This window comes from Clostridium senegalense (assembly GCF_018916625.1).
Taxonomy (GTDB): domain Bacteria; phylum Bacillota; class Clostridia; order Clostridiales; family Clostridiaceae; genus Clostridium_J; species Clostridium_J senegalense.
This window is the reverse complement of record NZ_JAHLNC010000001.1, coordinates 750,831-766,200: the sequence shown is the minus strand read 5'-3', so window position 1 is coordinate 766,200 and position 15,370 is coordinate 750,831. Positions and strand designations below refer to the sequence as shown.

General features: G+C 27.9%; 14 protein-coding genes, 5 tRNA genes and 2 other annotated features. Of the genes, 18 read left to right on the top strand and 1 reads right to left on the bottom strand.

The genetic code is table 11. The annotated features are described in order from the left end of the window. Positions 1–386: 386 nt before the first annotated feature. The 10 genes from KQI36_RS03690 to KQI36_RS03645 all read left to right on the top strand — a co-directional run bounded on the left by KQI36_RS03690 (position 387) and on the right by KQI36_RS03645 (position 7,242). A complete protein-coding gene (locus KQI36_RS03690; RefSeq protein ID WP_216449645.1) occupies positions 387–2,081 on the top strand; it encodes a peptide ABC transporter substrate-binding protein in 1,695 nt (564 codons plus the stop codon). Between the two features lie 387 nt (positions 2,082–2,468). Continuing rightward, complete coding sequence (locus KQI36_RS03685; RefSeq protein ID WP_216449644.1) at positions 2,469–4,133, top strand: peptide ABC transporter substrate-binding protein; 1,665 nt, start codon at positions 2,469–2,471, stop codon at positions 4,131–4,133. 81 nt (positions 4,134–4,214) lie between these two features. Continuing rightward, entirely contained in the window at positions 4,215–4,460 is a 246-nt protein-coding gene (locus KQI36_RS03680) for an alpha/beta-type small acid-soluble spore protein (protein WP_010293088.1), read from the top strand. Positions 4,461–4,627: 167 nt separating this feature from the next. Further along, a complete protein-coding gene (locus tag KQI36_RS03675; RefSeq protein ID WP_216449643.1) occupies positions 4,628–5,365 on the top strand; it encodes a class I SAM-dependent DNA methyltransferase in 738 nt (245 codons plus the stop codon). 38 nt (positions 5,366–5,403) lie between these two features. Continuing rightward, the gene (gene hslO, locus KQI36_RS03670) at positions 5,404–6,285 is read left to right on the top strand and encodes an Hsp33 family molecular chaperone HslO (protein WP_216449642.1); all 882 of its coding nucleotides are present in this window, start codon (positions 5,404–5,406) and stop codon (positions 6,283–6,285) included. 547 nt (positions 6,286–6,832) lie between these two features. Next, positions 6,833–6,908, top strand: a tRNA-Val gene (locus tag KQI36_RS03665). A gap of 4 nt (positions 6,909–6,912) precedes the next feature. Continuing rightward, positions 6,913–6,989: transfer RNA gene (locus KQI36_RS03660), tRNA-Asp, on the top strand. Positions 6,990–7,008: 19 nt separating this feature from the next. Next, positions 7,009–7,084, top strand: a tRNA-Phe gene (locus tag KQI36_RS03655). Positions 7,085–7,089: 5 nt separating this feature from the next. Next, a tRNA-Gly gene (locus tag KQI36_RS03650) sits at positions 7,090–7,164 on the top strand. A 4-nt stretch (positions 7,165–7,168) separates the two neighbouring features. After that, positions 7,169–7,242, top strand: a tRNA-Cys gene (locus KQI36_RS03645). Positions 7,243–7,495: 253 nt separating this feature from the next. Here the strand turns inward: KQI36_RS03645 and KQI36_RS03640 are convergent. After that, complete coding sequence (locus KQI36_RS03640; protein ID WP_216449641.1) at positions 7,496–8,203, bottom strand: DUF6873 family GME fold protein; 708 nt, start codon at positions 8,201–8,203, stop codon at positions 7,496–7,498. Positions 8,204–8,552: 349 nt separating this feature from the next. Here KQI36_RS03640 and ytxC point away from each other — a divergent pair, with 349 nt between their 5' ends. The 8 genes from ytxC to pheS all read left to right on the top strand — a co-directional run bounded on the left by ytxC (position 8,553) and on the right by pheS (position 15,343). After that, entirely contained in the window at positions 8,553–9,452 is a 900-nt protein-coding gene (gene ytxC, locus KQI36_RS03635) for a putative sporulation protein YtxC (protein WP_216449640.1), read from the top strand. A 62-nt stretch (positions 9,453–9,514) separates the two neighbouring features. Continuing rightward, positions 9,515–9,628, top strand: a sequence feature (ribosomal protein L20 leader region). 91 nt (positions 9,629–9,719) lie between these two features. Next, positions 9,720–10,217 carry a translation initiation factor IF-3 gene (gene infC / locus KQI36_RS03630; RefSeq protein WP_216449639.1) on the top strand — a complete coding sequence of 166 codons (498 nt, stop codon included), beginning with the start codon at positions 9,720–9,722 and terminating at the stop codon, positions 10,215–10,217. Between the two features lie 22 nt (positions 10,218–10,239). Beyond that, positions 10,240–10,437, top strand: coding sequence for a 50S ribosomal protein L35 (rpmI, locus tag KQI36_RS03625; protein WP_010293075.1), 198 nt, complete (start codon positions 10,240–10,242; stop codon positions 10,435–10,437). A 17-nt stretch (positions 10,438–10,454) separates the two neighbouring features. After that, positions 10,455–10,814, top strand: coding sequence for a 50S ribosomal protein L20 (rplT, locus tag KQI36_RS03620; protein WP_010293074.1), 360 nt, complete (start codon positions 10,455–10,457; stop codon positions 10,812–10,814). Positions 10,815–10,991: 177 nt separating this feature from the next. Then, on the top strand, positions 10,992–12,329 hold the full coding sequence (locus tag KQI36_RS03615) for a TrkH family potassium uptake protein (RefSeq protein WP_216449934.1): 1,338 nt from the start codon (positions 10,992–10,994) through the stop codon (positions 12,327–12,329). An 11-nt stretch (positions 12,330–12,340) separates the two neighbouring features. Next, positions 12,341–13,000, top strand: a complete 660-nt coding sequence (locus tag KQI36_RS03610; protein WP_216449638.1) for a potassium channel family protein — start codon at positions 12,341–12,343, stop codon at positions 12,998–13,000. An 11-nt stretch (positions 13,001–13,011) separates the two neighbouring features. Then, positions 13,012–13,785, top strand: coding sequence for a TrmH family RNA methyltransferase (locus KQI36_RS03605; protein WP_216449933.1), 774 nt, complete (start codon positions 13,012–13,014; stop codon positions 13,783–13,785). A 111-nt stretch (positions 13,786–13,896) separates the two neighbouring features. Beyond that, positions 13,897–14,122, top strand: a binding site (T-box leader). 204 nt (positions 14,123–14,326) lie between these two features. Then, complete coding sequence (pheS, locus tag KQI36_RS03600; protein WP_216449637.1) at positions 14,327–15,343, top strand: phenylalanine--tRNA ligase subunit alpha; 1,017 nt, start codon at positions 14,327–14,329, stop codon at positions 15,341–15,343. Positions 15,344–15,370: the final 27 nt, after the last annotated feature.

Below are 15,370 nucleotides of genomic sequence, written 5' to 3'. Positions count from 1 at the left end.
AGATTATTTTGAAATCGCTTTTAAATTTAAAAATCAAAAATTAAAAAAGATAAAAAACATCAACTTTATATGTAAAAAAATAATATTAAAGCAAGAAGCATGTAGAAATATTTTAAAAAAATTAACAAAGTTATTAAAAAGTTAATAAATTAGTTTAAAAATGAACTTCTCTTATTAAATGTTATGCAAATGTATATATTTTTAAAATATTGTAAAAAATGTGACAATGTTATTGATTTATTTAAATGTATATATATAATCATAAGTATAAGGTAATTTTAAATTAAAAAAATAAACTTTACAATATACGCTAGTTAGCAATAAGTAAATTATTGATTTACTTTTACCTGTAATGGTGCGTAATGGTAATAAAAGGGGGAAATCTTATGAAGAGCAAGAAAATATTAGCAGCTTTACTTACACTTTCATTGACTACGTCAATGGTATTTACTGGATGTGGAAGTGCTGGAAAAGGTACTGGGGATGCTGCAGAAGAAGGTAAAGAAAAAATAGATAAGGAGCAATATGTTAATGTAATATTACAGGACGAGCCTAAAACAATTGACCAATCTAAGTCAACAGATAAATATTCATCTGAAGTTTTAACAAATGTAAATGAAGCATTAACAAGACTAACTGTAGATGAAAATGGACAAGAAAAAGTAATTGAAGCTGGAGCAGAATCATGGGAAAAATCAGATGATGGATTAAAGTGGACTTTTAAATTAAGAGATAATATGAAGTGGAATGATGGACAGCCTGTAACAGCAGACCAGTATGTTTATGGTATTACAAGAACTTTAAATCCAGAAGTAGCTTCACCATATGCATTCTTATTATATCCAATTAAAAATGCACAAGCTTATAATGGTGGAAAAGCAAAAGTGGAAGATGTTGGAATAAAAAAAATAGATGATAAAACCCTAGAATTTACCCTTGAAAATCCATGTTCATATTTTTTAGAGTTAACATACTTTAAAGTAATGCAACCTCAAAGACAAGATATAGTTGAAAAATTTGGGGACAAATATGGTACGGATGCAAATACAATGGTATTTTGTGGACCATTTGTTATAAAAGAGTGGGTTCATAACAATAAAGTAGAATTAGAAAAAAATCCAGAGTATTGGGATGCAGAAAATGTTAAGCTAGAAAAGGCTACAATGAAGATTATAAAAGATGAAAATGCAAGGATGAATGAAGTATATAATGGGTCTTTAGATATAGCTGGTGTTTCTAAACCGGAGTGGATAGAAAAACTTGATAAAATGGATGCCTTTGAAATTAAGAAAAGCTATGACGGTTCAACAACTTACACAATGTTTAATATAAATGACAAGTATTTCAAAAATAAAAAAATAAGAAAGGCATATGCTATTGCTAAAGATAGAGAAGGTGCATGTTCTACTTTATATAGAAATTTAGCAGAGCCAGCGACAGCTTGGTGTCCTCCGGCTGTTAAAATTGGCGATGTTGAATTTAGAGAAAAGATTAAATTTAATGCTTTAGATGAAATTAAAAAAGAAAATTCTGATCCAAAAGCGTTATTAATAGAAGGATTAAAAGAAGAAGGTCTTGATCCAGATCCATCAAAACACACATTTAAATATTTAGAATCTGGAACAAGTGCTACAAATAAACAATTTGCTGAATTTGAACAACAAAATGTTAAACAAGCTTTAGGTGTAGATGTACAAGTTGAGTATGTTGATTGGCCTATATTCCAAGATAGAACTAAACAATTAGATTTCCAAATAGCTTCTCAAGCTTGGGGTGGAGATTATAATGATCCTATGACATTCTTTGATATGTGGATGTCTACTGCTGGAATAGTTCCAACAGGTTGGACAAGTGAAAAATATGATGAGTTAATAAATAAAACGACTAAAACAATGGATACTGAAGAAAGAGCTAAACTTTTTGCAGAAGCAGAAAAATTATTATTAGTTGATGATGCAGTTATAACTCAAGGTGTGTGGAGATTTAAAAACACATATGTTCGTAAATTTGTTAAAGGATATATATCTCCTACATTTGGAACTGCTGATTTAAAAAATGTATACACTTCAGGAAGAGAATAACATAAATATAAAAATAAGAAAAGTGGCGTTGTGTGCGTCACTTTTTCTTATTTTAAATTGTAAATGATCACCTACTAAATTGTTTTATTTAAACTAAAAATCTTCACTTGATAAAAGTATAAGTTGAAATTTGAAACTATATATAATTTTAAAATGATGTGTTAAAAAATTAAGATTATTTCCCTTATAAGATTTATATGATAATATATTAATATAATTGAATATTTACATATAATTAATATATAATTAATATATAGATATTTTTATGAAGTGATGAATTAAGGAAAATTTGAAAAGATATCACATTAATTATGAGAAAATTATCTATTTTGCTAAAAGTGTAAAAAGATTTAACAGAGTCTTAATATAAGTTAAGGAGTAGTAGAGATGAAGTTTAAAAATATATTTAAAATATCTATTGCAGTTATTCTTTGTATGATTGCTTTAGTAGGATGTAATAAAGGAAAAGAAAATAAGGATAAAATAGTAGAAAAGGATAAAAATCATCTCCAAGTGCTTTTAGATTCCGATCCTAAAACTTTAGATCAATCAAAAACAGTAGATACTTATTCATCTCAAGTTTTAACTAATGTTATGGAAGGGCTTACTAGAATAGAAGTTGATGAAAATGGTGAAGATATTATAAAACCGGCAGGAGCTGAAAAATGGTCTGTATCTGATGATGGGTTAGTTTGGACTTTTAAGTTAAGAGATATGAAGTGGAGTGATGGTCAGCCTGTAAAGGTAGAGGATTATATATATGGGATAACACGAACACTATCTCCAAAAGTTAACTCTCCATATGCATTTCTATTATATCCAATAAAAAATGCAGAAGATTTTAATTTAGGACAAGTTCCTGAAAGAGAATTAGGAGTAAAGAAAATAGATGAATCTACATTGCAAATAACTTTAGAAGTACCAACGGCATATTTTTTAAACTTAACTTATTTTAAAGTTATGGAACCTCAAAGACAGGACATAGTAGAAAAATATGGGGAACTATATGGATCAGGTTCACAATATATGGTTTACACAGGACCTTTTATTATATCTCGTTGGACTCACGATGATGAGATTCAACTTGTGAAAAATAAAAAATATTGGGATGAAAAATCCGTTAAATTAGAAAAAATTACAATGAAAGTTGTGCAGGATGAAGAAAGAAAAATGAATGAACTTTTAAACGGAGATTTAGACATAGCAAATGTTTATGATAAAATAACTATTGAAAAGTTAAATGATAGTAACAGTTTCAATATAAAAAAAGGTTATGATGGTTCAGTAAATTATACTATATTTAATCAACAGGATGAATATTTTAAAAATAATAAAATAAGAAAAGCGTTTATAATTGCAGCAGCAAGAGAAGAAGCCTGTGAAGATGATTTTAGAAATTTAGCAGAACCAGCATTAGGTTGGTGTCCGCCAGGTGTTCAATTGGGGAGCGAAGAATATAGAACGAATGTGAATTATTTCCCAGTGAATAACTTGAAAAAAGAATATGATAATCCTAAACAATTGCTAATAGAAGGACTTAAGGAGCTTGGTTTAGATCCAGATCCTAAAAATCATACATTTAAATATTTACAATCAGAAATAAATGAGAAATCTAAATATTATAGTGAGTTAGAAAAGAGTATTTTTGAAAAAAAATTAGGTGTAAATATAGATATAGAATATGTTGGTTGGGTTGAGTTTCAACAGAAAACTAGGGCTATGGATTATCAAATGGCAGCTCAAAGTTGGATTGGTGATTATAATGATCCAAGCACGTTTTTTGATATATGGTCATCTACAGCTGGGATAATACAAACAGGTTGGTCTAATGAAAAGTATGATAGATTAATAAGAGAAGCTTCTAGAACTAATAATCAAAAGAGTAGAATGGAATTATTTAATGAGGCGGAAAAAATATTGGTAGAAGAAGATAGTGTTATTAGTCCATGCTTATGGAAGATAAGGAATATATATGTTAGAAAAGAAATTAAAAACTTTACTAGACCTATGTGGGGAACTATAGATTTTAAATATACCTATATTGAACAATAAAAGGACTTGCGTTTTGCAAGTCTTTTTATGTATAAAAATCCTTTTATCGTAAAGAATATTAATACGATAGGAGGGGTTTTTATGGGAAAAACACCATTAAAAAAAGTTATAAAAGCAAAGTTGAAAAGTAATAGAGAACTAACTCCTTATGAAAAATTGAGAGAAAAAATGAAATATGAAATAGCAGAAGAGTTAGGTCTTAAAGATAAAGTTGAAAAACATGGTTGGAGCAGTTTGACTACAGAAGAAAGTGGTAGAATAGGTGGTTTAATGACTAAAAAGAAAAAGCAACTTAAAATACCCAAAAATAATGAAATAAATGATTAACAAAAAACCTTCTTGTGCGTATTTTAACAATTTAGTATTATATATTAAGAAAAGCTATAAACATTAAATCTTATAAATTGTATAGAATAAGAAGTTTTTAATATATAATTGCAATAGATTTTAAAACGAAGATATATTTATAATATATAGAGGATGGAGGTTCAATAGTGAGTTGTTATAAAGATTTTGCTACTATTTATGATGAACTTATATATGGAGACGTTGATTATAAAAAATGGGCAACTAAAATATTAAGCATATGTGATGAACTTAATATAGAAAGAAAAAATTATTTAGATCTGGCTTGTGGAACTGGAAATTTAACTGTCGAGGTTGGTGAAAAATTTCAGAATGTATATGCTGTAGACTTATCTCAAGAAATGCTTACTGTGGCAGAGGAAAAATTAAGAGAAAAGTCTATAAGAGCAAAGGTGCTTTGTCAAAATATATGTAATTTGAAAATAAAAAATAAATTTGATCTTATTACATGTTGTTTAGATTCTACTAATTATATAATAGAAGAAGAAGCATTAGAAGATTACTTCAAAGGTGTTTATGAAGTGTTAAATATAGGTGGAACTTTCATTTTTGATATGAATTCTAGTAATAAATTATTAAATATATTAGGCAATAATGTATTTAATTATGATAGTGAAGATGTTGTCTATATTTGGGAAAATTATCTTGAAGATGACATAGTAAATATGTATCTAACATTTTTTGTTAAAGAAGGACAAGTTTATAAAAGGTTTGATGAAGAACATATAGAGAGGGCGTATGAAAGTAAATTTATATTAAATGTTCTAAATAAAATAGGATTTAAAGTAAATTGCATATTAGATTGTTATGAAGATAAAGAAATAACAAAAGATAGTGAAAGAATAACTTATGTAGTAAGAAAATAATGTTTTAATATTAATTGTAAATAGGAGGTTGGAGATTTATGGATAAGATAATAAGAGCAACAGCTAAAGATGGAGAGGTTAGAATAATAGCAGCTATAACAACAGATATGGTACAAAAGGCTACTAAAATACATAATTGCACACCGACAGCATCTGCAGCGTTAGGAAGAATGCTTACATCAGCAGGACTTATGAGTGCTATGTTAAAATCAGAAAATGATAGTTTAACATTACAAATAAATGGAGGTGGAGATGCAAAAGGTGTTGTGGTAACAGCTCATACCGATGGAAAAATTAAAGGATACATAGGAAATCCTAGTGTAGATCTTCCTTTAAATAGTAAGGGAAAACTAGATGTAGGTGGAGCTATAGGAACAGATGGATATCTGCAAATTATAAGAGATATGGGACTAAAAGAACCGTATGTAGGTCAAGTGCCAATATGTACTGGTGAAATAGGTGATGATTTAGCATATTACTTTACTGTTTCAGAGCAAACTCCTTCAGCAGTAGCAGTTGGCGTTTTGGTTGATAGAGATTTAAGTATAAAAGCTGCTGGTGGATTTATAATACAAATGATGCCAGGTGCATCTGATTTTGTAGCAGATATTATAAGTTATAGACTTCAAGAAATACCTTCAGTTACAACAATGATAAGTGATGGAAAAACGGTACAGGATATTATAAATTCTCTATTTGATGATATGGATGTAAAGTTTTATGATGAGGGTGTTTTAGAGTTTGAGTGTGATTGTTCAAGAGAAAAAGTTGAAAATGCATTAATAAGTATAGGAAAAAAAGATTTACAAGAAATATATGATGATGGAAAAACAGAAGAACTTAAGTGCCATTTTTGTAATAAAAGTTATGATTTTACTCAAGAAGATATAGGTAAATTATTAAAAGAAATTGAGAAATAATAACGTAAAAACCTAAAATTTAAGATATAGGATTCCAAAAAAATATTTAACTTATGATAAGTATATTGTTTAAAGTATTGAAGTTAAATTAAAAAATTGGAATCTTATATTTTAGTTAATAGTGAACAGTTGTGGTTATTACTACTCACTTCGTTTCTAGTAATTCTCAACATATCTTTTTATAAATTTGCAAAGCAAATTATATTTATAGATTTTTAAAAATCATTTTCAGAAAGTGGTTGTCACTTTCATCCTAAATTCTTAATTCATAATTCTTAACTAATTATATTTGTACTTATTTTTCTTAACTGATAATGAAAATTTGATGTATAAATTTAAGTTATAGATTGCATCTCTCTATAAATAATAGAAAATAAAAAGAAAATTTAAGCATTATATATAAAAAATAGATTATAAAGCAAAATAAAGAAACAACAATAAAATAAAAGAAAAATAAAAATAAATTAATGTAATTAATAACTGAAGTGTTGACATATGGTTAAAGATTTTGTATTATGTAAATGTGCTCAGTGAGAGCACAAGAGATGGTCGCATAGCTCAGCTGGGAGAGCATCTGCCTTACAAGCAGAGGGTCACAGGTTCGAACCCTGTTGTGACCACCATTTTGGCCTAGTGGCTCAGTTGGTTAGAGTACCGGCCTGTCACGCCGGGGGTCGAGGGTTCGAGTCCCTTCTAGGTCGCCATTTAATTAAATAAATTTTAGGCTCGATAGCTCAGTCGGTAGAGCAGAGGACTGAAAATCCTCGTGTCGCTGGTTCGATTCCTGCTCGAGCCACCAAAAATGCGGGAGTGGCTCAGTGGTAGAGCGTCACCTTGCCAAGGTGAACGTCGCGGGTTCGAATCCCGTCTTCCGCTCCAATTTGGCGCCATGGCCAAGTGGTAAGGCAGAGGCCTGCAAAGCCTTTATCCCCAGTTCAAATCTGGGTGGCGCCTCCAAAAACTCATTACATTTGTGTAATGAGTTTTTTTGTGTTTAAAAAATTATTTTAATACATATTTACAAAAATTAGAGTTAAAGCTACATTAAAAATTAATTAGTCTTAAATAAACTATTAAATTTCAAATGTAACTTTCAAAGAGGTTTAATTAAGTTTAAAATTTGTAAATTTACAAATTTAAAAGTCGAAGTTAATTTTTAACAAAAAACTATAAATCAAAATATAATAAATTAAGAGTCTAATCTAAAAGCCTAAATATCTAAAAAGAAAATACTTCCTCTATCTATTAGTTTGGTATCAGATAGATAAACAGGTGTGACATTATGTTTATTTAAAAATTTTAGAATATTATCTTTAAATTTATATTGATTTAAAGAACCGTAAAAGACTAAATGCTTAGAATCTAGTAGACCACAGGTTCCACCAATAAATCCATAATCTAAACCAGGAAGAGTTATATCTCCTGATGGAAGTAACAAAACATCTAAATCATAATGTGATAAGGCATTATAAATAGATTTATCAGTAGTTATCAATGCTTTTTCATTTATTATTGCAGTAGAACATTTAGAATATCCTTGTTTAACATTTATTAAATTTTTGTGAGAAACTAAATTCAAAAGTTTTTTATCTGTATGTTTTAAAGTATGTATAAAATAGTTATCTAAATTTACTGCATTTAAAAATATATCATAAGGGTAATTATCTGTAAGTCTATTATTTGAATACATAAAAGATATATTATATTTATTTTTCAAAATGTTAATAAAATCTGTATTCATATCAGGATGTACCATTAATTTTTTATTAGAAATTACATTTATGAGCATATCGGGATGTCCACAAACTGCATCATAAAGTTTATTACAAGGAGGACATTTCATTACTATACAATTTAAATTTTCAAGAGCTCTAATTTCTTCTTGAGAAATTCTAAAATCAACTAATGCTAATTTCAATGATGAACACTTCTTTCTTTGATTTTTATTGAGAGGTTTTAAATTTAATTTATACATTAAATTTTTACTATCAATTGAGAAGAGTAACTATATACTAATATAGAATTAAGTATATAAAGATTTCTCATTTGATAAATGGATAAATTATAAATTCAAGTTGAAGTATTTTAACTTTAAAATTTATAATTTAGCTGTCGATAATTGTTAAAAATATTAATGTATATGAATTGTTATAAAACACATAATAATTACGAAATATAATTTTTTATATATTATCATTTAAATAATATGTTTACAAGTTATAGCTTTTATAGTTAGGTAGTTACCATACTAAAAAGGAGTGAGCTATATGTTGATGCTAACACTTATAAAAGAGAATTCTAGAGATTATTTAATAGATGCTATAAGAAATGCAAGAGAGTATTTCAAAATTAAAGGCGTAAGAATAGGAGTTTCTGAAAGTATAGAAAATAAACATCATATTATAAAGATTTATTGTGATGACGAAAATTATGATGTTAAATTTCAAAAAATGTTTAATTTGTATATAGGAAATATTTTGTTTAAAGAGCTTGTAGATGACTTTTGTGAAAAAAATCTTTCTAAGTATTTAGTTGATAATTTTTACTTTTTAAAATGTGAAGATATTATAGAAATAAAAAAGGAAGTTTTGAATATTTTACAAAAGGAAAATAGTCCAATAAATGAACATATGATTTATTATATGAATAGAAAAAATGATATTGTAGATAAAATAGTATTATTTTTAGAAGAAAACAGTGATATAAATATAGATGGATTTATAAAATTTAGGATGAAGCAATTTTCATGTGAAATACAAGATATTATTGAAAAAATAGTGGAAAAATTTATGGTTGAAAAAGAGTATGATGAGTTTATAAAATTATTAAAATATTTTATAGATGTCCAAGAAAGCAAAATAGATGAGCTTCATATAATCATAAATAATGATGGTAATTATGCACTTGTAGATAAATTAGGTGAAGATGTTCTTCAAAGTATAATGGATGAACTTTCTGTAGATAATTTAAATTTGAATGTAACAATTGAAGATTTAATAATAAGTGGATTGATTACAACAGCACCGCAAAAGGTTATAATACATTGTGTTCAAAATTGTAAAAGTAAGGAACTTATAGAAACTATAAAAAAAGTATTTGGTGATAGAGTTTCCTTTTGTGATGAATGTATAAAATGCAAGCAAATAAAAAGCTATTTAAAAGTTTGAAAAAAGTATTGACATTAAAAGAAAATTAGGTTACAATACATGATGTTGAAATAAATAAGAGATTAAACAAGAAGAAACAGCCGTTTCTCACCTTGCAGTTATGCTAGTAAGGTTACACTGTAGTAAAATTATTCTATGAATGCAGTAGGACGGCTTTGCCGTCCTTTTATTATTATATAAGTATAATCAGTGTTAGAAATATATTATAAGATATATTCTATATATTACACCAGGAGGTGAATTGCTATTAGTAAAAATAAAGACTTCATGATGAATGAAGACATAAGGGAAAAAGAAATTAGGGTTATTACTGATGAGGGTGAGCAATTAGGAGTTCTAACATCTAAGGAAGCATTAAGAATTGCTGAGGAAAAGGAATTAGATTTGGTTATGATTTCTCCAAATGCAAAACCACCAGTTTGTAAGATTATGGATTTCGGTAAGTTTATCTATGAACAACAAAAAAAGGAAAAAGAAGCTAAGAAAAAGCAAAAAACAATAAGCATAAAAGAAATCAGATTGAGTGCTACTATTGAAGAGAATGATATAACTATAAAAGCTAATAGAGCAAAAAAATTCTTATTAGATGAAGATAAGGTAAAAGTTACTGTGAGATTTAGAGGTAGAGAAATTGAAAACTCACAAGTAGGACATAAGATATTGAACTCTTTTGTTGAAAAGCTAGGTGATGTTTATACTATAGAAAAGCCAGCTAAACAAGAGGGTAGAAATATGATATTAATATTAGCTCCAAAAAGAGCATAAACACTGAGAGGAGGAATTTATTATGCCAAAAATGAAAACTCATAGAGGTGCAGCTAAAAGATTCAAGAAAACAGGAACAGGAAAGTTAAAAAGAGCAAAAGCTTTCAAAAGCCATATATTAACTAAGAAAAGTTCAAAAACAAAAAGAAATCTTAGAAAAACTGGATACGTTTCAGTTACTCAAGAGAAAGCAATGAAAAAATTACTACCATATTTATAATTTAGGAGGTATTTTAAATGGCAAGAGTAAAGAGAGCTATCAATGCTCGTAAAAAACATAAAAAAGTATTAAAACTTGCAAAAGGATACTACGGTGGAAAGAGCAAGTTATTTAAGACTGCTAATGAGTCAGTTATAAGAGCATTAAGAAATGCATATGTTGGAAGAAAGTTAAAGAAAAGAGACTTCAGAAAACTTTGGATAGCTAGAATAAACGCAGCTGCAAGAATGAATGGTCTTTCATATTCAAGATTCATGAACGGAATGAAGCTTGCAGAAATAGATATAAACAGAAAAATGCTTTCTGAGATAGCTATAAATGATCCAAAAGCATTTGCTGAATTAGTTGAAGTTGCTAAAAAACAATTAGGAGCTTAATTAAATACAATACATAAAAATGTAGCCTTGTGCTACATTTTTGTATTATATAATTATTTAAAGAAAATAAGTAAAAGTAGTATAATATTTTAGAAAAAGAGTATATAATTACATTCAAGAGAAAATATATGATTAGAGGTGTTATTGGTGAAATCAAAGCTAGGTAATTTTTTTAAAATGAAAAATTTTACAGCTATGCAGATATTAGCTATTGGTTATGCCGGAATTATATTCTTGGGAGGAGTATTATTAAGTTTACCTATATCAAGTAATGATGGTACTGTTACTCCATTTATAGATTCAGTATTTACATCTACATCAGCAGTATGTGTAACAGGTTTAATTACGGTAGATACTGGTACCCATTGGAATTATTTCGGCAAAACAGTAATAATATGTCTTATACAAATAGGTGGATTAGGGTTTATGGCTTTTGCAACAATGTTATCATTACTTATAGGTAAAAAAATAACATTGCAGCAAAGGCTAATAATGCAGGAGTCCATGAATTCAACCTCATTACAAGGAATAGTTAAACTTGCAAAGTATATACTTATATTTACTTTTTCCATAGAAGGACTTGGAGCATTATTATTAAGCACACAGTTCATACCTGAGTTTGGATTGATAAAAGGTATATATTATAGTATATTCCATGCCATATCCGCATTTTGTAATGCTGGATTTGATCTTATGGGTAACTTTAATAGTTTAGTTAATTATGGAGACAATGTCGTTATAATATGTACAATAGGAGCACTAATTGTAATAGGTGGATTGGGCTTTTTTGTATGGGATGAAATATATAACTATAGAAATAGAAAAAAATTATCACTACATAGTAAAGTAGTAATAGCTATGACTTCTACTTTATTAATTGGAGGAACAATACTATTTTTCATATTTGAATATAATAATCCTGAAACTATGAAAAATATGGGAATAAAAGAAAGACTTTTAGCATCTATGTTTGCATCAGTAAGTCCTAGAACGGCAGGATTTAATTCTATATCTGTAGCTGGAATGACTATTCCATCAATATTTTTAACAATAATATTAATGTTTATAGGTGGTTCACCAGGATCTACAGCAGGAGGATTAAAAACATCTACAGCTGGTATACTTTATATGACAGTTAAATCAGTTATAGCTGGTAGAGATGAAACTGTTATATTTAAAAAAAGAATTAATCAAGATATAGTATATAAATCTTTTGCTATTATGATTATAGCTATAGGATTAGTAATTACAGTTTCTGTCTTATTAGCTATAACACAGTCTGCCAGTGGAGAACCTTTTGAGTCTTATATTTTTGAAGCTACATCAGCATTTGGTACAGTTGGAGTAACTATGGGGTTAACTCAAAAGTTAAACACTATTGGAAAGATAATAGTAGCGCTTACAATGTATGCTGGAAGAGTTGGTCCATTAACATTGGTTTTAGCTATTGCTAAGAAAAGAAAAAATAAAAAAGTTTGTATAAAATATCCAGAAGATAAAATTTTAGTTGGGTAGAGGTGATTATTATGGTTAAAAAGCAATTTATTATAATTGGATTAGGTAGATTTGGAACATCTGTTGCAGAAACGTTGTATGCACTAGGAAATGATGTTTTAGCAGTAGATAAAGATGAAGAAGTAATACAAAACATATCTGATAAAGTTACTCATGCAGTACAAGTTGATGCTAATGATGAGCATAGCTTAAGAGCATTAGGAATTAGTAATTTTGATGTTGCAATAATAAGTATAGGATCTGATGTCCAAGCAAGTATATTATCAACATTATTAGTTAAAGAATTAGGTGTTAAACATATAATAACAAAAGCTAATAATGCTTTACATGCAAAAGTTTTATATAAAATAGGAGCTAATAGAGTAATATTCCCAGAAAAAGATATGGGAGTAAGAGTAGCTCATAACTTATGTTCTTCTAATATTTTAGATTATATAGAACTTTCTCCAGATTTTAGTATTGCAGAGATTGTAAGTTCACCAGCTTGGTATGGTAAGACTTTAAGAGAACTTAACTTAAGGGCAGAATACGGAATAAATATTATGGCTATAAAAACTCATAATGAAATAAACGTTGCTCCATCACCAGATGAAAGAATACAAGAAGAAGATATAGTAGTAGCTATAGGTGAAACTAAGCAACTAAATAATCTTGAAAAATTAATTAGATAGGGGATTAAATGTTGCAGTACATTAGTAGTAAAGAAAATGCATTAATAAAAAATGTAAGAAAACTAAAAGAAAAAAAACATAGAAATTCTCAAGGGTTATTTTTAGTTGAAGGCTTTAGATTTATAGAAGAAGCAATAAAATCTGAATTTAATATAAAATATATATTTATAAGTGAAAATTGTACTAGTGAAAATTATGATAGATATATAAATTTTTTAGGAGACGTTTATACAGTAAGTAGTAGTATTTTAAAAATCATAAGTAGTACAGATACTCCTCAAGGTGCTATTGCTGTAGTGGAAAACAAAGCATTAAATTTATCAAACAGGGACGGAGTATACATTTTAGTGGATAGAATTCAAGACCCTGGTAATCTTGGAACTATAATAAGAACTGCTCATGCATCTGACTGCTTAGGAATTATAATTACCAAAGGAACAGTTGATATATATAATGAAAAAACATTAAGATCAACAATGGGGTCAATATTTAATATTCCAATAATTGAAGATAAAGATTTATCTTTTTTAAAAGAGTTACAAGAACGTGGATATAAATTAGTTACTAGCTCTTTAGACACTGAGAATAATTTCTATGACATTAATCTTACGGGAAAAGTTATTATAGCTGTAGGAAATGAAGGAAATGGAATTAGTGATGAAATTTATGAACTTTCCAATGAAAAGGTAAAAATTCCAATGCCAGGTGGAGCAGAATCATTAAATGCTTCAGTTGCAGCATCTATAATGATGTATGAGGCAGTAAGACAAAAAAATATTAAATAAAATGTTGAATTTAAAATGAAACATGAGTATAATAGAAACTATATTTAAAAATTAATATTTGAGGCATATTGTATTAAATGATAAACTAAGCATTATTATATTAATTTATGTGTCTAAACTGTGAAGGAGAAAAGTAGGTATAAAAAGCATACAGGGAATAAGAATCATAGATTGAGAGTTCTTATATGAAATGTTTTATAGTGAAGTTCACTCTGGAGTTCTAATTGTGAAGTTATAAAAATGGTAGTAATTAGCGGGTTAAACCGATATCTTTTAACTAAGAGAAACTTATTTTAAGTTTAATTAGGGTGGTACCGCGGATATATCCGTCCCTTTGTAGGGGCGGATTTTTTATATGCAAAAATAAATATAAAATATTATTTGATAAATGCATAAACTTAAAGTTAATCTTAAAAATCTATGTAATTTATAAGATTAAATTAAAATTTTTAGTCTAGGATTAAGATAGTAAATGTTATATAACTTATAACAATTTTACATAAAGGTTTAATTTATTTTAAAGAAGGGAGTTTATTTAATTATGAAGGAAAAATTAGAAGCAATTAAGTCTTCAGCATTAGAAGAAATAAAAGCTGTTGTAGAAAAATCTAACCTTGAAGATATAAGAGTTAAGTACTTAGGAAAAAAAGGTGAACTTACTCAGATACTAAGAGGAATGGGAGGTTTATCTAAAGAAGAAAGACCTGTGATTGGAAAGCTTGCCAATGAGGTTAGAAGTGCTTTAGAAGTGTCTATAGAGAAAGTAGCTACTGACATTGCTAAAAGAGAAAAAGATAATAAACTTAAAAATGAAGTTATAGATATTTCTATGCCAGGCAAAAAACAAACAATAGGTAATAGACATCCTTTAGATTTAACACTTGAACATATAAAAGAAATATTCCTATCAATGGGATTTTCTATAGAAGAAGGACCAGAAGTAGAGAAGGATTACTATAACTTTGAAGCTTTAAATATACCAAAAGATCATCCAGCAAGAGGTGAACAAGATACTTTTTATATAAATGATAATGTAGTGTTAAGAACACAGACATCTCCTATACAAATAAGAACAATGGAAAACCAAAAACCACCTATAAAAATGATAGCTCCAGGTAAGGTTTATCGTTCTGATGCAGTTGATGCTACTCATTCACCTATATTCTATCAAGTTGAAGGACTTGTTATAGATAAAGGAGTAACATTTGCAGATCTTAAAGGTACATTGGAATCATTTACTAAAAAAATGTTTGGTGATGTTAAAACTAAATTTAGACCACATCATTTCCCATTCACAGAACCTTCAGCAGAAATGGATGCAACTTGCTTTGTATGCAATGGAGAAGGATGTAGAGTATGTAAAGGTAGTGGTTGGATAGAAATATTAGGATGTGGAATGGTACATCCAGAAGTTTTAAGAAAATGTGGAATAGATCCAGAAGTTTATAGTGGATTTGCATTTGGTTTTGGATTAGATAGAATGGTTATGCAAAAATATGCAATTGATGATATAAGATTACTTTATGAAAGTGATATGAGATTCTTAAATCAGTTTTAATAAATTATAATTTAAAGGAGGAATAAC